We start from the raw sequence: 23,433 nt of genomic DNA on the forward strand, positions 1-23,433 counted from the left end.
CGTGTAATACAGCAAATGGGCGCTGCGAAGCGCCTTGCTGCGCCCGGAAGGGCTGAAAAATGAAGAAAATGGATCAAATTTCGACGCGGGTCGTTTTTTGAAAAGTACTGACGGCTCGATAGCCGGAAAACATCCGGCTATTTCAGACCATCCCTAGGGCGCACAATTGATAAGGCTTTCATGGTTTTGTGCTGGCCAGCCGGCTGCTCGTCGTGCAGATACGGGCCCAAATCCCGACGGGCCTGCTCTTCGAGTAGGCCGACTGTAACGTCTATTCCTGCTCGTCGAAGCATCGCGACACCCGCTCCAGCGTTGCGAGGGTCGGGATCCAGCATCGAAACATAAACTCGGGTAACGCCCGCGCTCACCAACGCCAGGGCGCATGAAGGTGTTCGGCCCGCGAATGAGCAAGGCTCCAGCGTAACGTAAGCCGTCAGTTCGTCGAAATTTTGTTCCAGTTTTGACAGCGCCATCGCCTCTGCATGGTGCCGTCCCGGAGGCTGGGTGTAGCCACTGGCAATAATCGAGTTACTGCGCACGATGACGCACCCTACAGGCGGATTGGGCAGGCAATCAGGCAGTGCGCGTCTGCCTTGATCCAGAGCCTGTTTCATGAAAAATCCGTCTATGTCGGAGAAAGCATTGTGCTCGCCGGGAAGCGACATACCTGGGTCCTTGGTAGCGACAAAACGCGGTCAGAATACAGTGTTTAGCCCTACGATGCGGCTCCAACAATGTTCAAGTCGACGACGCCAACATCCAGAACATTCGCTGTGCAGTTGGGCCTGGTTCACGGCATCAACAGCACAAACGACACCCCAGGAAAAGGAAAAAAGCCGGTCGCGTGCACTCCTTGAGAACCCGATTACCGGCTCGGTGCTCGATGCGGCATTCTGACCTCCGACTGCATAGGATCTGAAGCGATGCCGCCACAAAAAGCCCCAGTCAGGCTCATGCTGATGGCCCATGAACCGGATGTCGTGGATGCGGGCAAGAAGCTGAGAGGTTTTATCGCCGATCGCAGGAAATGGGCGGATGTCAGGCCTTATCTGGATGAGTGTGTTTTTGCGCTGGCCAATGAAACGGCTCCGGCGTCGGCGGGTGCTGGGTATAAGCTGGCGACCAAGCGCTGAACACCTGATGAAAAACGGGTGGGAGCGAGCCTGCTCGCGATAGCGGTGTGTCGGTCGACTTCGATGTTGAATGTCATGACGCCTTCGCGAGCAAGCTCCCACAGTAGCCACAGAACCCATGCAGTCAGCTTGCCCGCCGCCCGTTCGTTGACATCCGGCCTTCCTCGACCATTATTAAGTGCCTCCAGAGTCATCCGTCCTCCAGAGGCTTGAACATGGCGCAAACGGACATTCTCATTGTGGGAGCCGGTCCTACTGGATTGGTTCTGGCTTTATGGCTCACCCGGCAGGGGCTTGCTGTCAGGATTGTCGACAAGAGTCGCGGACCGGGGGAAACCTCGCGTGCCATGGCCGTCCAGGCCCGCACACTTGAACTCTATCGCCAGCTCGACATGGCCGGTGCGGTCATCGAGGCCGGGTACAAAACCCCAGCCATGAACCTGTGGGCCCGGGGGAAACGCAAGGCGCGGATTGCGTTGGTGGACGCTGGTGGGGATGTATCGCCTTATCCTTTTGTCCTCATTTACCCCCAGGACCGTCATGAGCGGCTGTTGGTCGAGCAGCTTCAGACCCTGGGTGTCGAAGTCGAGCGGCAGACCGAACTGGTGTCCTTCGAGGACCGTGGCGAGCATGTTACCGCGCGCTTGCAACACGCCCAGGGTCGCGAAGAAACGCTCACGACCGCTTACCTCGCAGGATGCGATGGCGCGCGTTCGCTCGTGCGTCATCAGGTGGGAAGCGGCTTCGAGGGCGGTACCTATAAGCAGCTGTTCTACGTGGCGGACGTGTCTGCCAGCGGTTTCGAACCTGCGGATGAGGCCCATATCGCTTTTGATAAATCCGAATTCGTGTTGGCGTTTTTCTATGGCGAAACTGACCAATATCGCCTGATCGGTACGGTTCGCGATGAACGCGCAGAACTTCCAGAGACGCTCACGTTCGAGGACGTTGGTCATGACGCCATCAACGGCCTGAACATCAGGATCAATCACGTGAATTGGTTCTCCACCTACCGGGTTCATCATCGCGTCACGGATCAGTTTCGCTGGGGCAGGGCATTTCTACTCGGAGACGCCGCACACGTCCACAGCCCGGCCGGTGGCCAAGGCATGAACACTGGCATCCTCGACGCGATCAATCTGGCCTGGAAACTGGCGGCGGTCGTGAAGGGACAGGCCCCCGACGCGTTACTCGACAGCTACCAGGCCGAACGCCAGGCGTTTGCGCAAAAACTGGTGGAAACGACGGACCGGCTGTTCACCTTTGCAACCACCCAAGGCAATTTTGCCGACTTCGTGCGCACACGCATCGCCCCGCTTTTTGCGAGCGTTGCCTATAAACGCGAGAACGTGCGTGAGTACCTGTTCCGGATGGTGTCCCAAACCACCTTGAATTATCACGAGAGCCCGTTGAGTGCCGGTAAGGCGGGTGACGTGCTGGGCGGTGACCGTTTGCCATGGGTTCCGGTGCCGGGCGCCGACAACTACGAACCGCTCGCGTCCATCGGCTGGCAGGTGCATGTCTATGGTAAGGCCCGGGCGGATCTGGAAGCCTGGAGCTGCCAGCACCAGATCCCCCTGCACACGTTCACCTGGCAGGATGAGCATCATAAAGCCGGGTTGTGTCGGGACGCCGCTTATCTGCTGCGTCCCGATACCTACGTCGCCCTGGCGGATCCCCACGCGTCTGCGGCAACGTTGAGCCGGTATTTCAGCGACCGGGGCCTGACACTGCCGGCTTGAACGCGTCAGGTGTGGCGATTGGCCCTCAGTCCAGATCCCCAGCCTCATGCCGCTCTGGCACTTGGCTCGCTTCGTCACCCCACGTGCGGTTGACCCGCTGTCCGCGCTGGACGGCCGGTCGTTTGGCGATCTCTTCGGCCCAGCGCTGCACATGGGTGTATTCGTGGGCACTCAGGAACTCGGCGGCGCCGTACACGTTGTTGCGCACCAGTTGGCCATACCAAGGCCAGACCGCGATGTCGGCAATGGTGTAGTCGGTGCCTCCCAGGTATTGGCTTTCGCCAAGGCGGCGATCCAGGACGTCGAGTTGACGCTTGGCCTCCATGGTGAAGCGATTGATCGGGTATTCGAATTTCTCCGGCGCATAGGCGTAGAAATGCCCGAAGCCGCCACCCAGGTACGGGGCAGAGCCCATCTGCCAGAACAGCCAGTTCAGTGTTTCGGTGCGGCCCGCCGGGTCGGTGGGCAGGAGGGCGGCGAATTTTTCCGCCAGGTACAGCAGGATCGAACCGGACTCGAAGACACGGGTGGCAGGTTCCACGCTGCGGTCCAGCAGGGCCGGGATCTTGGAGTTGGGGTTGACCTCGACAAAACCGCTGGAGAACTGGTCGCCTTCGCTGATGCGGATCAGCCAGGCGTCGTATTCCGCGCCCGTATGACCCAACGCCAGCAGTTCCTCCAGCAGGATGGTCACCTTCACGCCATTGGGCGTGGCCAGGGAATAGAGCTGCAACGGGTGTTTGCCAATCGGCAAGGTTTTTTCGTGAGTCGGCCCAGCGGTAGGGCGGTTGATGCTAGCGAACTGGCCGCCAGACGGGGCGTCATTTTTCCAGACCTTGGGCGGAACGTAGGACGCTTGGCTCATCGGGACATACCTCATCGTTGCTTGTGGTGTGATCCCCCAGAGTCTACCGCTGTTCGAGCATGATCCGCGCCACTTCACCAGAAGCCTTGAGCTGCTCGAAAGCGCGCTGGGCCTTGGCGACGACTTCGTCCGGAGTGCTCAGGCTGAAGGCCAGGTGGACCCTGTGGGGTTGCTCGTCGAGGGTATAGACCTCTTCCAGCGAAGTGAAATCCACTTTGGCATCCTTGCTCATCAGGCGCGCGGTGTTCTCCGGCATCGGCAGCAACTGGATCTGGCGATTCAGCAGTTTTTGAAAGTTGTCGTGGTAGTTGGACGAGATGACCAGTCGGGTAAACCCACGCTGTTGCAGGTAAATCTGTTTGGCGTCGTTTCGCACCACGCCGATGCTGTACTGCTTGGCATCCTCGAGGTTGTTGACGGCGATGCCTTCACTGTCTCGCAGCTTATAGAGTCGGCTCGCCACCCGATGTATTTCACCGACCCATTTGAACAACTGCTCGCGGGCCGGGGTGCGGTCCAGCGGGAAAATCAACACGTTAGGCTCGTGCAGCGCCTTTTCGTAGGCCCGGGCCCACGGGTACAGCGTCAGGCTGTAGTCGGTGAGCTGCGCGTTTTTCAGTGTTTCTTCGGCGATACGACTGCCCGGCCCGACGACCTTGTCGTCATGCAGGTAGGCATAGAGGGAATCTTCGGTCACGACTTCGATCGTCTCGGCGTGGCTTTGCAGGCTGATCGAGGTGAGTAGCAAGCATGAACAGAGTATCAGGCGAATGTGCATATGCAGACCTCATGGCGCGCGATGGTTTTTACAGGGCAACGCAGTCGCGTCCCTTGTGTTTGGCCCGGTACAGCGCCTGGTCGGCGCGTTGCAGCAGTTGATCGAAGTGGTCCATGGTCTCCGGGTCCAGCTCGGCGACGCCGATGCTCACGGTGACAAACGGCGATACCTTGGAACCGCTGTGGGGCAGTTCACGCTCCGCCAGGCTTGTACGCAAACGTTGGGCGGCCTCGCAGGCCTGGGCGGCGTCGACGTTGGGCAGGACCACGACGAACTCTTCACCGCCTACGCGCGCGGTCAGTTCACCAGAGCGGCCGAACACGCTGCGCAGGGTCTCGGCGATCTCTTTCAAGCACAAGTCACCCTGCATGTGGCCGTAGGTGTCGTTGTAGATCTTGAAGAAATCGACATCACACATGAGCACGGCCAGCGGGGTCCTGTGGCGTATCGCCCGGCGAAACTCGATGTCCTTCAACTCGTCGAAATAGCGACGATTGGCCAGCCCCGTCAAATCATCGTGACGTGACAGCGCTTCGAGGGCCTGGTTGGCCGCCTTCAATTCTGCGGTGCGGGCCTCGACCAGTTCGGCCATTTGGTCGCGGCTGGCGGCAAGGGCCAGTTCGTCCGAATGCTGACGTTCCAAATGGGCGCGAAGATTGTCCTGGAGTGTATTGACCTGGAATTCGAGCAGGCTCAGCTCGTCCTGGCGCTTTACCGCCCGTTGCAGCTTGAGGTGATACTTGAGGGCTTGCGGCGCCAGTTCGCCCAGGTGCCGGGCGATGTGCACCACATGCACGGTCACCAGGCGGTTGAACACGGTCATGATCAACCCGGCCAGCAGCAAGGACTGGATGAGCTGGGTGATGACGATGCTGCGTGCTTCGTCCCAGAGGCGCTCCCACAGCAGGTTATCGTCGCCTTCGATGGTCAGCGCACCGACTATTTCATGGGCCCCGGCGTAGGGTTGTGCGATGAGCTGGCGATGCAACACCGGCACCACGCCTGATTGATCGACGGCGTATCGATTGACCTCGATGACTTCAGGCGCTTGTCCGGGGCGCAGGATGTTCAACACCACGCGACCCACGGGTGCTGCCATGGCGACGCTGGCGATTTGTTGGTCGAGGGATTCACGGTCCAGTTCCCAAATGGCATGGGCCAGGGTGTTCTGGAACACTTGGTCGATCAGGGCCAGTTCCGAATTCATTTCCGCCAGGTTGTTTTCCCAGGCCAACCAGGTACGCCAGGTGACCATTGCCAGGGTAAAAAGCAGGCAGAACAACAGCGTTGCCAATACCAGGCGGCGTCCTAGGGAGCTGAACGCTTTGGTCTCTGGTTGTAGGGAGGAGGCCTTACGAAAATTGGCATCCATGTCATAACCATTTGCGCAGGATGGCATCGTAGACGCCATTGCGCCGGATGGCCTCGAGGCCAGCACGGAACTTCGCCACCGTATCGGCCGGCGTATTGCGGCTGAACGCCATGCTCAAGCCGTCGGCGCTGCTTATCTCGGGAAGCGCGAGCGAGCGGATCAGCAACTTGTCCGGGTCTTCGCCATTTTGACGCGTCAGGTACAGCGCGTTGAGCTCATTGGAAATCCACAGCTCCACGTGATCGACCTTGAGCTTGCGGTAGTTGTGTTCGTACTTGGTGCTCGACTGCAATTCCTTGCCGATGCGAAAACCCTTCGAGATCAGGTATTGCTCACCCACGTCCTGATTGACCGTGGCGATCTGGTGCCCGTGGGCATCGGCCAGCGAGTCGAGTTTCACCGGCCGGTCCGCCAGCGAGTAGATGTACCACTGCGTCGGGCCGATGCTGCCGATCCACTGGAAAAGCGGCTCGCGTGCAGGCGTGCGGACGATCGAGTAGATCAATACATTGCGTTCATTGAGCGCCAGTTCGTAGGCCCGGGCCCACGGCATGGACTGGATAGGTGGCGCGTCGATGCCGACTTCCTTGAGCACGGCCTGGACCACCTCGGTGCTCATGCCGGTCACTCGGCCGTTCTGCGTCATGTTGTAGGGCGGCAGTTCCTCCGTCACGATGCGCAACGGCGTCTCTGCCGCGCAAGCGCTTGCAGCGAGGAACATCAGGACGCCCCACACCAGTAGGCGATTAAGCGGCAAACCCATTGATTATCACCCTATGCAACTGGCAGAACCCGGAGGTCTGGTAGCTATTCTTAATAGGGTTATCGGCTGGGCTGGCGCCGGCTTGAATCCGGCCTGTCGAAATGGTCGGCCCCGCCGTAGGATCAACCGTTCAACAGCGTCATCGTGTGCGCCTGGTATCGGTCGCCCGCCACGGCACCTTCGCCTGCGAAAATCCCATCCAGTTGGGCCAGTTCGTCAGCGCTCAACATCACCGAAACGGCCGCCACATTGCTTTCCAGGTACTTGCGCTGCTTGGTGCCGGGGATCGGGATGACATGGTCACCCTGGGCCAATACCCAGCCCAAGGCCAACTGCGCAGCACTGATGCCCTTGTCCAGGGCCAATGCCTTGACCCGCGCTACCAGGGCCAGGTTGCGATTGAAGTTGTCGGCCTGGAAGCGCGGGTTGAAGCGGCGATAGTCATCGGCGGCGAAGTCCTCCGGTGATTTCAGCTCGCCGGTCAAAAAGCCCCGGCCCAAGGGGCTGTAGGCGATGAATGCAATGCCCAGGCGCCGACAAGTGTCGAGCACGGCATTGTGTTCGGGCTCACGGGACCACAGCGAGTATTCGCTTTGCACCGCTGCCAGGGGGTGCACGGCGTGGGCCCGCTGGATGGTCTCGGCGCTGGCTTCCGAGATCCCGATGTGGCGAACCTTGCCGGCTTTGACCAGCTCGGCCATGGCGCCGATGGTGTCTTCGACGGGCACTTCAGGGTCGATGCGGTGCTGGTAGTAAAGGTCGAGGTAATCGGTATCGAGACGTTTGAGGCTGCCATCGATAGATTGCCGGACGTAGTCAGGACGGCCATTGACGCCACGGGCATGGGGATCGCTGCTGCGCACCAGGCCGAACTTGCTCGCCAGGTACAGGCCTTCACGTTTGCCACGCAGGGCCCGTCCGAGTAATTCTTCGTTGGTATGCGGCCCGTACATGTCGGCGGTGTCGAACAGCGTCACACCCAGTTCCACGGCGCGGTGGAGCGTGGCAATCGCTTCGCGCTCGTCCACGCCCGTGGTGTAGAAGTCCGACATGCCCATGCAGCCCAGGCCGATGGAGGAAACGTGCGGGCCGTGATGGCCGAGTTGGCGAGTCTTCATGCTGATAGCTCCTGGAAATGAACGACCTGTGCAGTCTCTATCAAACGGTTTCCTGGATAAATCCATGATTATTGGTTTAACTGTTCGTGATATCTAAATAGTGAGGCGCGAGATTGGACCGATTACAGGCCATGCAGGTGTTCCGGCGCATTGTTGAACTGGGCGGTTTTGGCAAGGCGGCCGATGACCTTGGGCTGCCGCGGGCCACCGTCAGCCTGCTGATCCAGCAATTGGAAGCGCATCTAGGGGTGCAACTGCTGCAGCGCACCACCCGGCAGGTGCGGGCAACGCTTGATGGGCAAGCGTATTACCAGCGCAGCGGCCAGTTGCTGGACGACCTCGATGACCTCGAAAGTTCGTTGTCGGTGCAACGCAGCCAGCCGCGCGGCACCCTGAAAGTGGACATGCCCATCGCCTTTGGTTGCACCTGGATCGTGCCGCGCCTGCCGGATTTCTATTGCCGTTACCCAGCGTTGCAACTGGACATCGGCTTCCATGACCGTCAGGTCCATCTGCAGCGCGAGGGCGTGGATTGTGCAATCCGCGCCGGCAATGTCGTCGACCAGGCGCTGGTGGCGCGCCCCATCGTGCGCCTGCATCAACTGACGTGTGCCAGCCCCGGCTATCTGGCCCGCGCCGGCACGCCCGGGCGGTTGGAGGATTTGACGGCGCACCGGGCCATCGGGTTTGCGTCCGGCAATGGGCGGTTCTTCCCGTTCGAATTCGAGGTGGCGGGGCGGGTTCGCGAAATGCAATTGCCAAGTGAGCTGAACGTCAACAATGCCGACGCCTATGTGACGGCCTGTGAAGCGGGATTCGGCTTGATCCAGGCGCCGCGTTATCACGTGCAACAGCAGTTGGCCGAGGGCCGGTTGGTTCAGGTACTTGAGGATTACAACGTGCCAACCTGGCCGATCTCTGCGGTGTACCCGCCCCATCGACAGCTGTCACCCAGGGTTCGGGTGTTTATCGACTGGGTGATCGAGCTGTTGCACGGCGAGGCGGATGCGCAGGAGGCGCTGATGGAGAGGGTGTAGAAACCGAGTAGGCGCGGTATAGGCGCTGTGTAGGAACTGTGTAGGAGCTGTCGAGTGCAACGAGGCTGCGATCTTCCCAAAAACACTTGAGTCTCAAGCGAAAGATCAAAAGATCAAAAGATCGCAGGCTTCGCCTGCTCCTACTCAGGGCCAGTGTGAGCGTGGCTTCACGCCCCAGGCTCTCAAGCCTTGACCCAGCGTTGGCGACTCCAACTGCTCAACGTATCGACCGCGAAAACCAGTAGCAACATCGCCAGGATCACCGTGCTGCCTTGGGCCTCCTGGAACAGACTGAGGCTGACGTAGAGCATTTGCCCCAAGCCCCCGGCGCCGACGAAGCCGAGCACGCTGGCCATGCGGATATTGTTTTCCCAGCGGTACAGGACATAGGCCAGTAGCTGGGGCAGGAGGTTGGGTAACGTGCCGTAACAGAACGCCAATACCGCATTGCCACCTTGCAGGCGGATGGCGTCGGCCGGTTCGGATGGGGTATTTTCCAGGGCTTCGGCGAACAGCCGGCCGAGCACACCGGTGGTGTGCAGGGCCAAGGCCAGGGTGCCGGCATTGGGGCCGAGCCCGGCGGCGAGGACCATCAACGCCGCCCACACCAGTTCTGGCACCGCGCGCAAGGCATTGAGCACCAGCCGCGAAGCGCTCTGCAGCGGCCAGCCAAAACGCCCGGCCGCAGGCAAGGCCAATAGCAGGCCGAAGACCGCCGCGAGCAGGGTGCCAAGGGCCGACATGGCGAGGGTTTCCAGGGCGCCGTGGCCGATCGCCTTCAGATGGCCCAGGCTCAGGTCCGGGCTGAGAAAACGCTGCGCATAAGCGCCCATCTGGTGCAAATTGCGGCTGTCGCCGAGCTCGCCGAGGTCGATGCCCAGGTAGCGGAACGAGACGACGACTGCCGCACCGATGCACAGGACAATGACCGCGTTGATCAGGCGATTCATGCCAGCCTCCAGCGCAGCAGGCGGCTGAGTTGATCGGCCAGCAGCACCAGCGCCAGGAACGTCAGCAGCAGGCTGGCCACTTCACCGCCGGCGAACATTCTCAGCGACAGGTCCATTTGCTGGCCCAGGCCACCGGCACCGACGAAGCCCATCACCACCGAGGCGCGGATGGCGCATTCCCAGCGATACACCGTGTATGACAACAGCTCCGCCGCGACATTGGGCAGGATCCCATAGCAGAAAGCGGCGAGCCGGCTGCTGCCGGATTGCAGGAGCGCGTGGGCCGGACGCTGGTCGACCGACTCGTAGATTTCTGCATAGACCTTGCCCAGCATGCCGCTGTAGGTAATGGCAATCGCCAGTACGCCAGCCGTAGGGCCGAGGCCGACGGCACGGACGAAGAGCAAGGCCCAGACAATTTCCGGGACGCTGCGCAGGAAGATCAGCAGGCCGCGCACCGGCCAGCGCAGCAGTTGGCCCCAATAACCTGGGTGTCCGGCACGGGAGGCCGCCGACAACGACAGGGCGCGGCTGGCCAGCAGGCTCGCGGGCACCGCCAATAGCAACGCCAACGCCATGCCGGCCGTGGCGATCGCCAGCGTCTGCAAGGTGGCTTGCCACAGCAGTTCGACAAATTCGTCGCCATGGGCGGGAGGCCAGAAGGCCGCTACAAACCGGCCCATTTCACTCTGGCTGTCGCTCGCCACCAACACACTAAGGTCCAGTTCGCTGAACTGGATGCCCGGCCACAGCAGCACGAGGGCCAGCAGGCTGAGCAGCAGGCGCGGGCGGGTGGCGGGGTCTCGGGTATCGCGTGTCAGCATCGGGGGATCTGCACGCTCAAGGAAGAGGGGGGCGTTGGCGAAGACTGTAGCTGTTCGTTGGCGTAGAGGGCGTCGAGCAACTGGCGGTCGACCGCTTCGGTTGGCAGGTCGAACAGGATCTGTCCATCACGCAGGCCAATGACCCGGGAGAAGTGGGCCAAGGCCAGTTCCACCGCGTGCAGGCTGGCGACCAGGGTGACGTTGTGCTCCCGGGCATGGCGGCACAGCACCGAAAGCGTGTGCTGGGCCAATACCGGGTCCATGGCCGAAACCGGTTCATCGGCCAGCAGCACCTCTGGCGCCTGATACAACACCCTGGCAATGCCCACGCGTTGCAGCTGTCCGCCCGACAGCTGCTGGCATTGGGCGAACAATTTGTCGCCCAGGTCCAGCCGGGCCAACGCCGCCCTGGCGCCTGGAATATCCAGCGGATGCAGCAGGTTCAACAGGCTTTTGCCGATGCCCCACTGACCGAGCTTTCCGGCCAGGACCGCCGTGACCACGCGTTGACGTGGCGGCAGCGGCGGCGATTGGTGGATCAGGCCGATGCGAGCGCGCAGGCGCTGACGCTGGCGGGCAGACAGTTGCCAGGCGCGTTCGCCGAGCAACTGCAGCGCGCCGCTACCTGGGCGCAGGGCGGTGGCCAGCAGGTTGAGCAGGCTTGACTTGCCCGCGCCAGACGGGCCGATGATGGCGACCTGTTCGCCGGCACCGATGTGCAGGTCGATGCCCCGCAGCGCCTGGACGCCGTTGGCATGGGTAACACTGACCTGGGTCAGTTGCAGGGTCATTTGAGCAGTTCGGCGGCGCGTGCGGCTTCCTCGATGCCCTTGTAGTTCTCAGGCTTGGTTTCGATGAAGCGACTGGCGGCCTGCAGATCGAGGATTTCCTTGTCCTTCGGGTTGGCCGGATCGAGTGCCAGGAAGGCGGCCTTTATCTTGGCCGCCAACGCTGGGTCGAGGGTACCGCGCACCGTCCAGTTGTAGTCGAAGTAGGCAGGGGTGGTAGCGAAGACCTTGACCTTGGTTGTGTCGACCTTGCCGGCTGCGACCAGTTTTTCCCAGACACTGGCGTTCAGCACGCCAGCGTCCACCTTGCCGGCCTGGACCCAGGCGACGGTGGCGTCATGGGCGCCGGAGTAGCCTACGCGACTGAAGTAGCTTTCAGGCTTGATGCCGTCCTTGAGCATGAAATAGCGCGGCATGAGGCTACCGGACGTCGACGACACCGAACCGAAGGCAAAGGTCTTGCCTTTGAGGTCGGCGAGGGATTTGACGGCCGGGTCGGCGGTGATGAATTTACTGGTGAACTGGGCGTCCTGTTCACGCTGGACCAGGGGGATGGCGTTGCCGGTTTTCAGGCGTGCCTGCACAAAGGTGAACCCCCCCAGCCAGGCCATGTCGATCCGGTCGGTGGCCAGTGCCTCGACCACGGCGGGGTAGTCGCTGACGGGGACGAATTCGACTTTCATGCCGGTTTGCTGTTCCAGATAGGCACCCAGCGGTTTGAACTTGCGCAGCAGCTCGGTCGGCGCCTCATCGGGAATTGCACTGACTTTCAGGGTGTCGGCGGCCAGGGACAGCAGGCTGCAAAACGACAGGGCAACGCCGACGGCCAATGCCAGGGAACGCTTGAGCATGGAGGATCTCCGGTACATGAAGGCAAGGAATGGTGACGCATCACGCCCACGTGGAGGGCGGTACGCCGCTCTGTGAGGGTAGACGAAAGAGCGCGATATTAACCGTTTCTTGCCCTGAACTCACCCAAACCCTTGCGGGAGCAAGCCTGCCCGCGATAGCAGTGGGCCAGTGTGTGGAGATGGCGGTGGTGTCGATGCCTTCACGATCGGGTTTTATCGATTGCGCTCGAAGGCCGGGGCTCGCCGAAATTTCGTCGGCACGCGTCTGTTTTCCATGGCCGAGCGCCAGGGGTGTCATCCAGGTGTCATCGAATCCATGGCAGGATCCTCGCAAACCATCGTGGAAAGTCCGCAGCGCCTGTGCCTGCTGGCTGATGAATCAAGGAACACCGCTATGAAAGGCGACGCCCCTCTGTTCGCGGCCATTGACCTGGGTTCTAACGCCTTCCGCTTGATGATCGGCCAGTCGGTCAAGCGCAATCGACGCTTGATGATCCAGGAAGTGAAAACCCTGCGCGAGCCTGTCCGATTGGCCGAGGGCCTGCAGGCCGGGGCTTTGGACGAGCTGGCGCTGGATCGGGGCTGGCAGGCGCTCGCCCGATTCGGCAAAAAACTGCGTGGCTTTGAAGCCGGACGGGTGCGGGCGGTGGCGACCAGTGCCGTGCGCGAAGCGGCGAATGCCCAGCTGTTCCTGGCCAGCGCCGAGCGGCACCTGGGGTTTCGGATCGACGTGCTGTCCGGGCATGAAGAAGCGCGGCTGGTGTACGCCGGTGTTGCCCATACGGTGCCCGGTGTCGAGCACCCGCGGCTGGTGGTGGACATCGGCGGTGGCTCGACCGAATTGATTCTGGGGCAGGGCGCTCAACCGTTGCTGACGGAAAGCATCGCCATCGGCAGTGGCACCTTTGGTGCGCGTTACTTTCGGGGCGGATGCATCACCGCCCAGGCGCTGTTGGAGGCGGAGCGAGTGGCTGTCCTGCAGTTTGAAAGAGTCGCGGCGGGTTATCGCGCCCAGGGCTGGCAGCAGGCAATCGGTTCTTCCGGTACGGCGCGGATGTTGACCAAAGTGCTCAAGGCCAATGGTTTCAACGATGTTGGGCAAGGCGGCATTACCTACGGTGGATTGTTGCGTCTGTCGCTGCGGTTGCTGGAAGTCGGCCATGTCGACCAGCTCAGGTTGGCCGGCTTGCAAAGCCATCGCCTGGGCATCCTGCCCGGTGGCCTGGCGATCATGCTGGCGGCATTCAAGGTCTTCGGTATCTCGCAGATGATTGCTTCCGAGCCGGGCCTGAGGTTCGGCGTTCTGCATGACCTGATGCATCAGCACTGATCACGGACGGTTGTTGCCCATTGCCGTCTATCGGCGATGGCTCGATTTCGAGCATCGACGCCTCTTCGGCGACCCCTTCTTTACCCGATCATCCAGCATTTCATCGCCTGGGCAGTCGGTATGTCCGGTTATCGCAAAGCGTGGGCCTGGATCAGGATGATTGCGTGAACGGGGCTTTTCGCTCTTTCGATCTGCAGTCAGTGAAGGCACAATGCGCATCCTTTTTTGGCTCGCCTTGCCCGGAGGCCTCGAAAATGATCAAAACCCCGTACTACCTTATCGACAAACAAAAGCTGCTGGCGAACATGCAGAAGATCGCCTACGTGCGTGAGCAGTCCGGGGCCAAGGCCTTGCTGGCGCTCAAGTGCTTCGCCACCTGGTCGGTGTTCGACCTGATGCAGCAGTACATGGACGGCACCACGTCGTCGTCGCTCTATGAACTCAAGCTCGGCCGGCAGAAGTTCGCGGGCGAGACCCACGCCTACAGCGTCGCTTGGGCTGACGATGAAATCGAGGAGATGCTTGCCAACTGCGACAAGATCATCTTCAACTCCATCGGCCAGTTGCAGCGCTACACCGAAGTGTCGGCCGGCAAGGTCCGCGGCCTGCGGGTCAATCCGCAAGTGAGCAGCTCCGATTACCTGCTGGCCGACCCGGCGCGACCGTTCAGCCGCCTGGGCGAATGGGATCCGGTGAAAATCGAGCAAGTCATCGAGCATATCTCCGGCTTCATGTTCCACAACAACTGCGAGAACGGCGATTTCGGTTTGTTCGACCAGATGTTGGGCACTATCGAAGAGCGCTTTGGTCACTTGCTGCATAAGGTCGAGTGGGTCAGCCTCGGTGGCGGCATTCACTTCACCGGCGAGGGCTACGCCCTGGACGCCTTCTGCGCACGGCTCAAGGCCTTCTCGCAAAAATATGGCGTGCAGGTCTACCTGGAGCCGGGCGAGGCCGCGATCACCCAGAGTGCATCGCTGGAAGTCACCGTGCTCGACACGCTCTACAACGGCAAGCACCTGGCCGTGGTGGACAGCTCCATCGAGGCGCACATGCTCGATCTGCTGATCTATCGCCTGGACGCTAAGCTGGCACCGAGCGAGGGCGAACACACCTACATGGTGTGCGGCAAATCCTGCCTGGCCGGAGACATTTTCGGCGAGTACCAATTCGATCGTCCGCTGTCCATCGGCGATCGGCTGTCGTTCATCGACGCAGCGGGCTACACCATGGTCAAGAAAAACTGGTTCAACGGCCTGAAAATGCCGTCCATCGTAGTGAAGCAACTCGACGGCAGCGTCGAGGTGGTTCGCGAGTTTGTTTACGACGACTATCTGTCCAGCCTGTCTTGAGCTGGCGGAAGGAGAAATGAAGAAATTGAAGAAGAACGTACTTATCATTGGTGCAGGAGGTGTCGCCAAGGTGGTGGCCCACAAGTGCGCGCAGCACAACGACGAACTCGGTCGTATTGCTATCGCGTCGCGCAACATCTCCAAATGCCAGGCCATCATCGACAGCGTCAAGGCCAAGGGTAGCCTCAAGCAACCCGCCGACATCAAGGCCTTTGCACTGAACGCTCTGGATGTCGAAGCGACCAAGTCGCTGATTCGCGAAACCGAGTCGCAGATCGTCATCAACGTCGGCTCTGCCTTTCTCAACATGTCGGTGCTGCGTGCCTGCATCGATACCGGCGTGGCCTACCTGGACACCGCCATCCACGAAGAACCGGGCAAGGTCTGCGAGACGCCGCCCTGGTACGGCAACTACGAGTGGAACCACCTCCAGGAGTGCCAGGAAAAGAACATCACCGCCATTCTCGGCGTGGGCTTCGACCCGGGTGTGGTCAATGCCTATGCGGCACTGGCGCAGCAACAGCATTTCGACCGCATTGATTCGATCGATATTCTCGACGTCAATGCCGGCTCCCATGGCAAATATTTCGCCACCAATTTCGACCCGGAAATCAATTTCCGTGAGTTCACCGGACAGGTGTGGAGCTGGCAGGACAGCCAGTGGACCAGCAACACCATGTTCGAGGTCAAGCGCACCGACGACCTGCCGGTCGTAGGCTCGCAGAACCTGTACCTGACCGGCCACGACGAAGTGCACTCGCTGTCGAAGAACCTCGACGTGCCCAACGTGCGTTTCTGGATGAGCTTCGGCGAGCACTACATCAACGTGTTCACCGTACTGAAGAACCTCGGCCTGCTCTCCGAGCAACCGGTCAAGACCGCCGAAGGCCTGGAAGTCGTGCCGCTGAAAGTGGTCAAGGCCGTGCTGCCTGATCCGAGTTCGCTGGCGCCGGGCTACACCGGCAAGACCTGCATCGGTGACCTGGTCAAGGGCGTCAAGGATGGCCAGCCGCGCGAGATGTTCATCTACAACGTGGCCGACCACGAGGACGCTTACGCCGAAACCGACAGCCAGGGTATTTCCTATACCGCAGGCGTGCCACCCGTGGCCGCAGCCTTGCTGGTGGCCCGTGGCGAGTGGGACGTGCAGCGCATGGTCAACGTCGAGGAGCTGCCCGCCGAGGCGTTCCTCGAGGCGTTGGATGTGATGGGCTTGCCGACGCGCATCAAGGACGAGCATGGAGACCGTCCCTGGAACCAAAACGCCTGAAGGACGCCAGGCAGGTTCCGTTCCGACTCCCCGATAGGAGATGCAGAATCCCTCTGAATTCTGCAGGCGATTGAACCAGGAGACTCACCGTCGCGTGAAGCCCTGGCAATCCGCGGAAGTCTTGAAGAAATGCTCCGTATCGAAAGGTACGGAGCATTTTTCGTTTATGTCCCGCGTCAAATGAATAACCTTGTGGCGAGGGGATTTAGCGAAACGTCGCACCGCCCCGCTGGGCTGCGCAGCAGCCCCCCCAACACAAGACCGCTCAAGCAGAAATCCTCGCCATGAACCATCACTCGACCTTACGATTGCGCTTCAGCCCCGGGAGAAGCAATCAGTGACACCATTCAGGATTCGCGAGCTGGAGAGTACCGACGTCGAAGCGCTTCTGGCCTTCGAGATCCTCAACCGTGAATGGTTCGAGTCGCATATCGACGCCCGCGCCCCAGCCTTTTATTCACGGACGGGCGTCACTGATCACATTGAAAGCTATCTGGCCGATTTTGCCGAGGGCGCCTGGCACCCGTTTTTGATCGAAGATTCCTGCGGGAGAATCGTCGGGCGAGCGAATTTGAAAGGCATCCATTCACCACACGGTTGCGCCGAAGTGGGCTATCGCATTGATCAACGCGTTTGCGGGCAAGGGCTGGCAACGCAGGCCCTGAAACATCTGATCGAGGCGGCACGGATGCGTTGGGCGCTTACGCAACTGGTGGCTTATGTCTATGAGAGCAACGTCGGCTCAAGGAAGGTCCTTGAACGGTGCGGGTTTGTGCCTGAAGCGCTGTTGGGTAGCGAGGAAGTCGAGGGTGGAGGCCGCTTTGCGCTTTCGATCTAGAAATTTGATTCACGCTGGACCGTGTTAGGGGGCGCTTGTACGTTTTAAATTCGTCCAAGCGACTTTCGATGAAGCCAATGACTTGGGTTATCTCCACGTTTCCTTCAGTACCGAGCGAAACAGTTCCGACAGTAACGGCTCTACTTCCTTGCGCTCGCTACGGGTCGGCTTGATCTCCTCAAGTCTATTCAGTTCCCGCTCAATGAATTTCTGAATAGGCATGATCTGAGGCGAAAGCCCCATTTCTGGTGATGCGCGCTTGAGCGCAAGCAAGTCATCGATGGCAAGGTGCAACTCGGGCTCGCCGTCGATGACTTCGCGCAGCTTGTCAAACTCGATGGGGGCGGGTTGATCGAAGCGCTCCAGCCACCGTACCGATAGCAATGGCCGCAGTACGTAGAAATATTTTTTTAGCGGTACTTCAGCAGCCTGCAAGTACCCCCGGTAATTGGTTTTTGCCATGCTGCGATAATGGTAGATACCGCTTTCAACCGAGTACACCTGCGGTAGTAACGCTTTGGCACGTTCGTGGAAGGAGCCGGAGTGTTCATAGACGATGGTGGACTGAACCCACTCGACAAACCCCGGATTTGACTTCCAGAAAAGCCTCAAGGCCTTGCGCAGATCCCAGCCATTGATGTCCATGTCATCAACAATCGGGTATTCAATGACATCACGTTGTTCCTCAAGGCCGACCGAGAGATACCACTCAGGTTTATTGACGTAGATGAAGCGTGCGTCGTAGTCGCTATTGGGGGACGCGAATCCCCAGGCGCGGCTGCCTGATTCTACGGCAAGCAGGATCTTCACTGCATGCTCGTCCTCGGCACGACGCAGACGTTCCCGGACTTCTTCCTTTACAGCTATGGAAACCATAGGCCCACTCCAACTCAATGAGTTTTCAATACTGGAGCTGCACCGCAGCGTTGTAACGCATCCGCAATTCGTCATACCCGGCCCGTGCAGCAGCAAGGTCCTGGTTCAGTTCCGCGGCGTCGTCTCCAGACGCCCAGTGTTGTTGCAAACGTTCGAGGGCGGCAAGCCATTCCTTGGCTGCCAGGCTGATTTTGTTCCACACGGGCGGGCCACCGTTAGCCGAGCGCAGACGGGGCAGGGCTTGCACGAAGGCTTCGGTCTCCGTCCAGTTGGTTGCCAGCGAATGATGCAGAGTGAGCAGTTGTTGCGGCGTCAGGGGGGGCCCTTCGGTCATGGCGTCGAGGCCGTTGATGGTCTGGCGGGCGAGGATCATGAAGCGCAGCGTGTGCCAATGCTGGTCCTGTCCCTGATGCTTTTCGATGGATGCCAGCTGTTGCTCACGTACCTGCAGCTGCGGCTGCTCCAACGCCTGGCGCAACGGTATCGCCTGGGCGCGCGCGTCCTGCAGATGCAGGGTCAGGGCACGATCCACTTTTTCGAGCTCGCCAGGCTGAGGCTGATCGCGATGGTTGTTCAGCCATAGTTCGGCGGTCTGGGCGATGGGACGCAGGTCGTCATAGGCCTTGATGTAATTTCGAGCGAGGGCCTGCAGGCTACCGGGCTCGCCGCCACTAAACCCATGCTTGCAGGGTGATGGCGACCTACCCTGAGGCCGGATGAACTCCTCGGCGTCGATGCCCGAGCCCATGCCGAAGCCTTTGAATCTCATCCTGCGAATCCATTCCTCCTCCGGCAAGGCCTGGGGGGTACGGTAGTCGATATAGCGTTGCTCAAATAGCTCCGCGCCGTCCACCAGGCAGGTACTTATTTCCTGTACCTCGGCCCAATGTGCGCGGTTTTCCTTATCGTCGTTCGTCGGCCCGGCCAGGCGCTGGACCAGCCAAGTCATCGTCAGTAGCACGACAACCGCCGTGATGAATGCGCGGGTACTGATCATGGTTGATTGACCTGGGGTTCCTTGAAAGCTTGCCACTGGGTTGCAGAAAGTCCCGCTGGGCACGGCGAAGCCGTCGACTCTCGAGCAGCACAGATGCGCTGTGGCCAGACCTGGAGGCCTTCGTTCTTGCCCAGATACACGCCGTTGGCCCAGGTATTACCCAACAAGACCATGGGCACGAGCATGCCCAGGAACAGGCCGATAAGCACATCGCCAGGCACCCGGTCATAGAGTCGGGTCAGGATAGACTTGCCGCGTTCGAAGGGCGCGCGCCGGCTCAAGGCACCCAGCACACCGAGAATTGCGAAATAGGTCGCCGCCCCGGGCAATCCGCCGGCTACGTAGATGAGCCCGCCCAGCAGCGCGACCCAGAGGTTTTCGCGGATCGGCAACGGGGAGGGCCGTCGTAAACTCAGCCAGCGGCCGTAACGAACATTTATCCAATCGTCCAGGCGCCAGGCCTTGCGGCTCAGTTTCTTGCACACTGCGTGAAGTCCCCAGCCGACGACACCCAGCAGCAGGGCGCGAAGCAACATATCGATCACGCTGGTGTAGAACGAGCCGCCTAGTCGATATTCATAGAGCCAGCTCATGCAGATCGAAGTGCCGAGTATGGCCAATGGCACGGCCAGGATCGGCGGCTGGCGCCGCAGCGCACGCCAGTTGTCCGGGCTCAGTTGTGGCTTTTCGTGCAGTATCTGCGGGTAGCGAAGCTGAACGGTGCGATACAGCGTATCGCAGGCATCCCAGTCCGCAGCGCTGAAGGTCATGCTCAAACGCACTCGGGCGTCTTCATCGAGTGATCCAAACAGCATGCGCGAGGCCTGGGACTCGCTGCTGTCGAAGAACTGAGTGAGGCGAGCCTGTTGCGCCAGGAACGTGGCGCAATGGCTGCGCGCCAGGAGTTGACTCCACCAGGGTTCTGGACACGGGCTATGGTGGCCGGTCTGCTTCCAGCCCTGTTGTGCGCAGATGGCATCGAACAACTGCTCGGACCAAGTCGGTGCTTGCAGCAGGGCCATGGCCAGGCAGCGGTTCAGCCATTGCCGAGCGTCCAGGGTCTGTAGCCAAGGACTGGCGTCGAGCTGGCGGGCGACATCGAGAAAGCGTTGACTATCGTGCCAGGCCCCGGTCAGGCGAGACCATGCCAGATCCATGAGCCTGCCGCGCAGTTGCTCGGTGGCGGCGCTGGGCAGGTCCTCGCGTTGCCAAGGGGTCAGCCAGTGCAATTGGGCAATGGCCGCTTCGGCCAGGTCGTAGGTATCTTCCTGCGCCAGGCAAAACTCCAGCAGGCCGTGTTCGAATTCACGCTCGCAGGCATAAAGACGCGCCTGCGTCAGGCGGCTGGCGAGGTTGGTCGCGTCTATCGCCTCCAGGCATTGCGCCGCCAGACGCTGGCTGGGGGAGGGCCCTGTCGGTGCCTGCCTCGGGGTTGGCAGTTCCATGAGGGGCAGCTCGATGGGGGCGGGCTGTTCTTCGTCGACGGCCACGTCCTGCTGCCAGTCAGCCCATTCCAATGCCTGCTCGTAAGCCTCACGCAGGCGCTGGAAACCTTCGGGATCTTCGTCTGGGCGATGCTGTTTGAGCAGACTTGCATACTGGCGCTTGATGCTGCGCTTATCGGCGTCTTCGGGCAGCCCGAGTACCACCCAGCAAGTCATCGCCAGACACCTTCTTCAAGGCTGTCGAGTTGCGCGCTGATCTGCAGCCGAAGCGCGCGGATGTCGTGCAGTTCCTGGGTATCGAGCATCTGGGCGAAACGGGTAGCCAGCTCATCGATCTGTTGGCGCAGATCACCGCGGCTTTCCTGGTAAAGACGTTCCAGCCGGGCGATCAGCAAGGTATTGGGTTGTTCATCCCGTGGATGGATCTTCAGCGCTTCCAGGGCCTTGAGGCGCTGGCTGATCTCTTCGCTATCCAGCACGCCGGCGTTATTGGCGATCACCAGGTTGCGTTGTTCTCCCGTCTGGACGATCTGCGCATCGGCTTCCAGGAGGCCGTTGGTATCGTAAGTGAAACGTACGTCGATCCCCACTTCCCCGGCAGGCATAAGCGGCACCGGAATTTCCAGTTCGCCCAGGAGAATGTTTTCACTGATCCGACGGCTTTCGCCCTGATAGACCTTCAGCAGTACGACCTTTTGCTGGTCCTGGAGTGTGAACACGCGCTTGACCTTGCTCACGGGCACCACGCAGTTGCGTTCGATGATCGGCAGGTAATGGCCGCTTTCGAGCTTGCCGCCATACTCGACCGTAATTTCGATGCCCATGGAATAAGGACAGACGTCGGTGAGCACGACTTCTTCAAGTGCCGCGTCGCGGCTTTTCAACCCTGCCTGCACGGCGGCGCCCAATGTCACGGCTTCATCGGGGTTGAGCTGGATCGAGGGAAAACGTCCGAACAGGCTGGCGGCCAATTTACGCACCAGGGGCATGCGGGTGGTGCCGCCCACCAGCAACACTTCGTCCAGTTCACTGGCGCGGATACGGGCATCGCGCAAAGCGGTTTCGATAGGGGCTCGAAGGCGGCTGAACAGGGGTGCATACAGATCGGTCAGACCGGCCTGGGTGTATTCGCGACGCCATTCGCGCTCGCCCTGGCGTACTGCAAACGTTGCGCTTGATTCCTGGCCCAGGGATTTGCGCACGCGTTCGGCTTCACGGCGCAGCCGACCGTAGAGCTGCGCGTCTTCAAGGGCCAGTGGCCCCTCGGTGTTGCCCGTCTGTGCGGCAACGAAATCCTGGAGTAGCAGCGTGTCGAAATCTTCCCCGCCCAGGTAGTTGTCGCCGGCGCTGGCGCGCACTTCCATGATGCCTTCGAACAGCTCCAGGATGGACACGTCGAAAGTCCCGCCGCCGAGGTCGAAAACCAGGAAGGTGCTGGCGTTATCGCGCTGGTGCAAGCCATAGGCGAGTGCGGCTGCGGTGGGTTCATTGATCAGTCGCTCGACCTTGAAGCCCGCCAGCTCACCGGCAATTCGCGTGGCCTTGCGCTGGGCATCACTGAAGTAGGCGGGGACGCTGATGACGGCTTCTTCCACTGGTTCGCCGAAATGCCGCTCGGCATCCTCGCGCAAGCTGCGCAATACCATGGCCGAGAGTTCCTCGGCCCTGAACTGTTGATGACCAAGCGTGGTGAGGCGGGCGCTGCCCATGTAGCGCTTGAAAAGCGAGGCGGTGACCTGGGGATGGGTCTGCAGGCGCTCCAGCGCCGCGCGGCCGACCATGACGCGGCCTTCGTCGTCCAGGCCTACCACGCTCGGTGTCAGCCACTCGCCCAATGCGTTGGGCACCAGTTGCGCCGCGCCGTCGCGCCATGCTGCGATCAGGCTATGGGTGGTGCCCAGGTCAATGCCGACAATCATGTCCGTTGGATCTCCTTAATCGATGCGTCGCAAGGGGCTATCTGCGAGCCGGTCAGTTTATCAGGCATGTATCGGCGTATTCATGGGAAACTTTGGGGTGATCATGGGCGAGTTTGCATGAAGTCGATCCGATCCGTCACGCCGCTGGCCAATGGCGTTGCGCAGAGAATCAGTGAAGTCATCAAGATGCAGTTTGAGGCGCAATGAACGACGCGTTTCGGGGCCAGAAGATTTGTCGGATCATCGTGGCAGACGAACACCCGCTGTTCCGAGAGGGGATGACGCTGTTACTGGAGCGCCTGATACCTGAGGCAATGATTGAACAAGCTGGGCGCCAGGCACTTTGCGTTAGTCGGGATGATAATCGACGCCTGACCAAGGCCAGGCGCCAATCCATCTAGCGCTTACATCCAGTACCGCAAACCAAGCATCAAGGACTGGGCGTTGTATTCGGTTTCCACATCAGCCGGGGGCAGGCCCTGGATTTTGCCGAAGTTCGCTTCGCCGGTCTTGAAGTAGCGGTAATCCAGGGACATGGACCAATGCTCGCTAAGCTCGTAAGCGATGCCGGCCCCGAGTTGCCAGGCCGAGACGGTGTCGCGATGGGTGCCGCCGAACTCGACGCCGCCTGCTTCCAGGCCCTTGATGGTCAGCACCGCGTAGCCCAGGCCACCGCCCACATAAGGTGTGAAGCGGCTCAAGGGGGCAGGCAGGTTCGGGATGTCATACCAGAGGTTGGCCATGAGGCTGCTGGCTTGCTCTTCGCCTTTACCCTCAATACTGCCTCCGCCCTCGTAGACCCGGTTATTGAATTGGTCCAGGGTATTGCGGCGGTAGCTCAGTTCCACCTCGGGCCGTAGGCCGACCGGGAACCGCCAGCCCAGTGCCAGTCCGGTAGCGTAGCCGGAGTGCAGCGGTTGATTGAATTCCATCTCGACGAAATCGTTGTTGTTCTGGGTCAGATCCTGTTTAGCGACCCAGTTCACGCCACCCATGCCACTGACGTAGGGGCCGAGGTTGTCGCCGAAACTCGATGCGGGTGCGATAGCCCCCAGACCAACGATGGCCATGACAAGATATTGGGTGTTTTTCTGTAGATTCATGCGAGATCCGAAATGTGCTGTTATCGAGAAGTAAGCGAAGCGCGTCCGGGAAGACGCGTTCAGCGCGCGTCCTTCCGGGAGG

The 23,433-nt window shown here is 60.6% G+C and carries 22 protein-coding genes and 1 pseudogene; 8 read left to right on the forward strand and 15 right to left on the reverse strand.

The window, feature by feature from the left end; all coding sequences use genetic code 11:
• Positions 1-137: 137 nt before the first annotated feature.
• Entirely contained in the window at positions 138-665 is a 528-nt protein-coding gene (gene ribD / locus AACY31_RS18455) for a bifunctional diaminohydroxyphosphoribosylaminopyrimidine deaminase/5-amino-6-(5-phosphoribosylamino)uracil reductase RibD (RefSeq protein ID WP_339504945.1), read from the reverse strand.
• Between the two features lie 258 nt (positions 666-923).
• On the opposite strand from ribD, the gene AACY31_RS18460 reads away from it, so the two are divergent.
• Both AACY31_RS18460 and AACY31_RS18465 read left to right on the forward strand, forming a co-directional pair.
• Positions 924-1,133 (forward strand): hypothetical protein, encoded by a 210-nt coding sequence (locus AACY31_RS18460; RefSeq protein ID WP_339481287.1) that lies wholly within the window; start codon positions 924-926, stop codon positions 1,131-1,133.
• Between the two features lie 215 nt (positions 1,134-1,348).
• Positions 1,349-2,875 carry an FAD-dependent oxidoreductase gene (locus AACY31_RS18465; protein WP_339481286.1) on the forward strand — a complete coding sequence of 509 codons (1,527 nt, stop codon included), beginning with the start codon at positions 1,349-1,351 and terminating at the stop codon, positions 2,873-2,875.
• A gap of 25 nt (positions 2,876-2,900) precedes the next feature.
• Here the strand turns inward: AACY31_RS18465 and yghU are convergent, their stop codons facing one another.
• The 5 genes from yghU to AACY31_RS18490 all read right to left on the reverse strand — a co-directional run bounded on the left by yghU (position 2,901) and on the right by AACY31_RS18490 (position 7,771).
• Complete coding sequence (gene yghU, locus AACY31_RS18470) at positions 2,901-3,740, reverse strand: glutathione-dependent disulfide-bond oxidoreductase (protein WP_339481284.1); 840 nt, start codon at positions 3,738-3,740, stop codon at positions 2,901-2,903.
• 43 nt (positions 3,741-3,783) lie between these two features.
• Positions 3,784-4,518, reverse strand: a complete 735-nt coding sequence (locus AACY31_RS18475) for a substrate-binding periplasmic protein (protein ID WP_339492688.1) — start codon at positions 4,516-4,518, stop codon at positions 3,784-3,786.
• Between the two features lie 28 nt (positions 4,519-4,546).
• On the reverse strand, positions 4,547-5,890 hold the full coding sequence (locus AACY31_RS18480) for a diguanylate cyclase (protein ID WP_339481281.1): 1,344 nt from the start codon (positions 5,888-5,890) through the stop codon (positions 4,547-4,549).
• A 1-nt stretch (position 5,891) separates the two neighbouring features.
• Positions 5,892-6,653 carry a substrate-binding periplasmic protein gene (locus tag AACY31_RS18485; RefSeq protein WP_339481280.1) on the reverse strand — a complete coding sequence of 254 codons (762 nt, stop codon included), beginning with the start codon at positions 6,651-6,653 and terminating at the stop codon, positions 5,892-5,894.
• A gap of 122 nt (positions 6,654-6,775) precedes the next feature.
• On the reverse strand, positions 6,776-7,771 hold the full coding sequence (locus AACY31_RS18490; RefSeq protein WP_339481279.1) for an aldo/keto reductase: 996 nt from the start codon (positions 7,769-7,771) through the stop codon (positions 6,776-6,778).
• 113 nt (positions 7,772-7,884) lie between these two features.
• Here AACY31_RS18490 and AACY31_RS18495 point away from each other — a divergent pair, with 113 nt between their 5' ends.
• Positions 7,885-8,808, forward strand: coding sequence for a LysR family transcriptional regulator (locus AACY31_RS18495; RefSeq protein WP_339481278.1), 924 nt, complete (start codon positions 7,885-7,887; stop codon positions 8,806-8,808).
• 182 nt (positions 8,809-8,990) lie between these two features.
• Here the strand turns inward: AACY31_RS18495 and phnE (AACY31_RS18500) are convergent, their stop codons facing one another.
• From phnE (AACY31_RS18500) to AACY31_RS18515, 4 genes are read right to left on the reverse strand one after another with little or no spacing between them, the layout of a single operon-like run.
• Entirely contained in the window at positions 8,991-9,758 is a 768-nt protein-coding gene (gene phnE / locus AACY31_RS18500; protein WP_339481277.1) for a phosphonate ABC transporter, permease protein PhnE, read from the reverse strand.
• Positions 9,755-10,582: a phosphonate ABC transporter, permease protein PhnE gene (gene phnE / locus AACY31_RS18505; protein WP_339481276.1), complete on the reverse strand. Its 828-nt coding sequence runs from the start codon at positions 10,580-10,582 to the stop codon at positions 9,755-9,757. Before phnE (AACY31_RS18505) ends, phnE (AACY31_RS18500) begins: the two co-directional genes overlap by 4 nt.
• Positions 10,576-11,373 (reverse strand): phosphonate ABC transporter ATP-binding protein, encoded by a 798-nt coding sequence (locus tag AACY31_RS18510; protein WP_339481275.1) that lies wholly within the window; start codon positions 11,371-11,373, stop codon positions 10,576-10,578. Before AACY31_RS18510 ends, phnE (AACY31_RS18505) begins: the two co-directional genes overlap by 7 nt.
• Complete coding sequence (locus AACY31_RS18515) at positions 11,370-12,221, reverse strand: putative selenate ABC transporter substrate-binding protein (protein ID WP_339481274.1); 852 nt, start codon at positions 12,219-12,221, stop codon at positions 11,370-11,372. Before AACY31_RS18515 ends, AACY31_RS18510 begins: the two co-directional genes overlap by 4 nt.
• A gap of 394 nt (positions 12,222-12,615) precedes the next feature.
• On the opposite strand from AACY31_RS18515, the gene AACY31_RS18520 reads away from it, so the two are divergent.
• The 4 genes from AACY31_RS18520 (at position 12,616) to AACY31_RS18535 (ending at position 17,011) form a co-directional block, all read left to right on the forward strand.
• Complete coding sequence (locus AACY31_RS18520; RefSeq protein ID WP_339481273.1) at positions 12,616-13,551, forward strand: Ppx/GppA family phosphatase; 936 nt, start codon at positions 12,616-12,618, stop codon at positions 13,549-13,551.
• A 254-nt stretch (positions 13,552-13,805) separates the two neighbouring features.
• Positions 13,806-14,903 carry a carboxynorspermidine decarboxylase gene (locus AACY31_RS18525; protein WP_339481272.1) on the forward strand — a complete coding sequence of 366 codons (1,098 nt, stop codon included), beginning with the start codon at positions 13,806-13,808 and terminating at the stop codon, positions 14,901-14,903.
• Positions 14,904-14,928: 25 nt separating this feature from the next.
• The gene (locus AACY31_RS18530) at positions 14,929-16,173 is read left to right on the forward strand and encodes a saccharopine dehydrogenase family protein (protein WP_018603827.1); all 1,245 of its coding nucleotides are present in this window, start codon (positions 14,929-14,931) and stop codon (positions 16,171-16,173) included.
• A 337-nt stretch (positions 16,174-16,510) separates the two neighbouring features.
• Positions 16,511-17,011 carry a GNAT family N-acetyltransferase gene (locus tag AACY31_RS18535; RefSeq protein ID WP_339481271.1) on the forward strand — a complete coding sequence of 167 codons (501 nt, stop codon included), beginning with the start codon at positions 16,511-16,513 and terminating at the stop codon, positions 17,009-17,011.
• Positions 17,012-17,098: 87 nt separating this feature from the next.
• Here AACY31_RS18535 and AACY31_RS18540 read toward each other — a convergent pair whose 3' ends face one another.
• From AACY31_RS18540 to AACY31_RS18555, 4 genes are read right to left on the reverse strand one after another with little or no spacing between them, the layout of a single operon-like run.
• Complete coding sequence (locus tag AACY31_RS18540; protein WP_339481270.1) at positions 17,099-17,887, reverse strand: nucleotidyltransferase domain-containing protein; 789 nt, start codon at positions 17,885-17,887, stop codon at positions 17,099-17,101.
• Between the two features lie 25 nt (positions 17,888-17,912).
• Positions 17,913-18,884 carry a DUF3829 domain-containing protein gene (locus AACY31_RS18545; RefSeq protein WP_339493065.1) on the reverse strand — a complete coding sequence of 324 codons (972 nt, stop codon included), beginning with the start codon at positions 18,882-18,884 and terminating at the stop codon, positions 17,913-17,915.
• Positions 18,881-20,545 (reverse strand): J domain-containing protein, encoded by a 1,665-nt coding sequence (locus tag AACY31_RS18550; protein WP_339504947.1) that lies wholly within the window; start codon positions 20,543-20,545, stop codon positions 18,881-18,883. Before AACY31_RS18550 ends, AACY31_RS18545 begins: the two co-directional genes overlap by 4 nt.
• Entirely contained in the window at positions 20,542-22,248 is a 1,707-nt protein-coding gene (locus AACY31_RS18555; protein ID WP_339504948.1) for a molecular chaperone HscC, read from the reverse strand. Before AACY31_RS18555 ends, AACY31_RS18550 begins: the two co-directional genes overlap by 4 nt.
• Positions 22,249-22,451: 203 nt before the next feature.
• Between AACY31_RS18555 and AACY31_RS18560 the strand changes: the two are divergent.
• A pseudogene (locus AACY31_RS18560) lies at positions 22,452-22,580 on the forward strand (hypothetical protein); the annotation flags it as partial.
• A 72-nt stretch (positions 22,581-22,652) separates the two neighbouring features.
• Here AACY31_RS18560 and AACY31_RS18565 read toward each other — a convergent pair.
• Complete coding sequence (locus AACY31_RS18565; protein WP_339481265.1) at positions 22,653-23,351, reverse strand: outer membrane protein; 699 nt, start codon at positions 23,349-23,351, stop codon at positions 22,653-22,655.
• Positions 23,352-23,433 lie beyond the last annotated feature (82 nt).

This window comes from Pseudomonas sp. RL_105y_Pfl2_101, from assembly GCF_963970585.1.
In the GTDB taxonomy this organism is placed as follows: domain Bacteria; phylum Pseudomonadota; class Gammaproteobacteria; order Pseudomonadales; family Pseudomonadaceae; genus Aquipseudomonas.

What these genes read in the sequence shown, in the direction of transcription:
- ribD (WP_339504945.1), bottom strand. Translation starts at nt 665, where the DNA reads ATGTCGCTTCCCGGCGAGCACAATGCTTTCTCCGACATAGACGGATTT.
- AACY31_RS18460 (WP_339481287.1), top strand. Translation starts at nt 924, where the DNA reads ATGCCGCCACAAAAAGCCCCAGTCAGGCTCATGCTGATGGCCCATGAA.
- AACY31_RS18465 (WP_339481286.1), top strand. Translation starts at nt 1,349, where the DNA reads ATGGCGCAAACGGACATTCTCATTGTGGGAGCCGGTCCTACTGGATTG.
- yghU (WP_339481284.1), bottom strand. Translation starts at nt 3,740, where the DNA reads ATGAGCCAAGCGTCCTACGTTCCGCCCAAGGTCTGGAAAAATGACGCC.
- AACY31_RS18475 (WP_339492688.1), bottom strand. Translation starts at nt 4,518, where the DNA reads ATGCACATTCGCCTGATACTCTGTTCATGCTTGCTACTCACCTCGATC.
- AACY31_RS18480 (WP_339481281.1), bottom strand. Translation starts at nt 5,890, where the DNA reads ATGGATGCCAATTTTCGTAAGGCCTCCTCCCTACAACCAGAGACCAAA.
- AACY31_RS18485 (WP_339481280.1), bottom strand. Translation starts at nt 6,653, where the DNA reads ATGGGTTTGCCGCTTAATCGCCTACTGGTGTGGGGCGTCCTGATGTTC.
- AACY31_RS18490 (WP_339481279.1), bottom strand. Translation starts at nt 7,771, where the DNA reads ATGAAGACTCGCCAACTCGGCCATCACGGCCCGCACGTTTCCTCCATC.
- phnE (WP_339481277.1), bottom strand. Translation starts at nt 9,758, where the DNA reads ATGAATCGCCTGATCAACGCGGTCATTGTCCTGTGCATCGGTGCGGCA.
- phnE (WP_339481276.1), bottom strand. Translation starts at nt 10,582, where the DNA reads ATGCTGACACGCGATACCCGAGACCCCGCCACCCGCCCGCGCCTGCTG.
- AACY31_RS18510 (WP_339481275.1), bottom strand. Translation starts at nt 11,373, where the DNA reads ATGACCCTGCAACTGACCCAGGTCAGTGTTACCCATGCCAACGGCGTC.
- AACY31_RS18515 (WP_339481274.1), bottom strand. Translation starts at nt 12,221, where the DNA reads ATGCTCAAGCGTTCCCTGGCATTGGCCGTCGGCGTTGCCCTGTCGTTT.
- AACY31_RS18520 (WP_339481273.1), top strand. Translation starts at nt 12,616, where the DNA reads ATGAAAGGCGACGCCCCTCTGTTCGCGGCCATTGACCTGGGTTCTAAC.
- AACY31_RS18525 (WP_339481272.1), top strand. Translation starts at nt 13,806, where the DNA reads ATGATCAAAACCCCGTACTACCTTATCGACAAACAAAAGCTGCTGGCG.
- AACY31_RS18540 (WP_339481270.1), bottom strand. Translation starts at nt 17,887, where the DNA reads ATGGTTTCCATAGCTGTAAAGGAAGAAGTCCGGGAACGTCTGCGTCGT.
- AACY31_RS18545 (WP_339493065.1), bottom strand. Translation starts at nt 18,884, where the DNA reads ATGATCAGTACCCGCGCATTCATCACGGCGGTTGTCGTGCTACTGACG.
- AACY31_RS18550 (WP_339504947.1), bottom strand. Translation starts at nt 20,545, where the DNA reads ATGACTTGCTGGGTGGTACTCGGGCTGCCCGAAGACGCCGATAAGCGC.
- AACY31_RS18555 (WP_339504948.1), bottom strand. Translation starts at nt 22,248, where the DNA reads ATGATTGTCGGCATTGACCTGGGCACCACCCATAGCCTGATCGCAGCA.
- AACY31_RS18565 (WP_339481265.1), bottom strand. Translation starts at nt 23,351, where the DNA reads ATGAATCTACAGAAAAACACCCAATATCTTGTCATGGCCATCGTTGGT.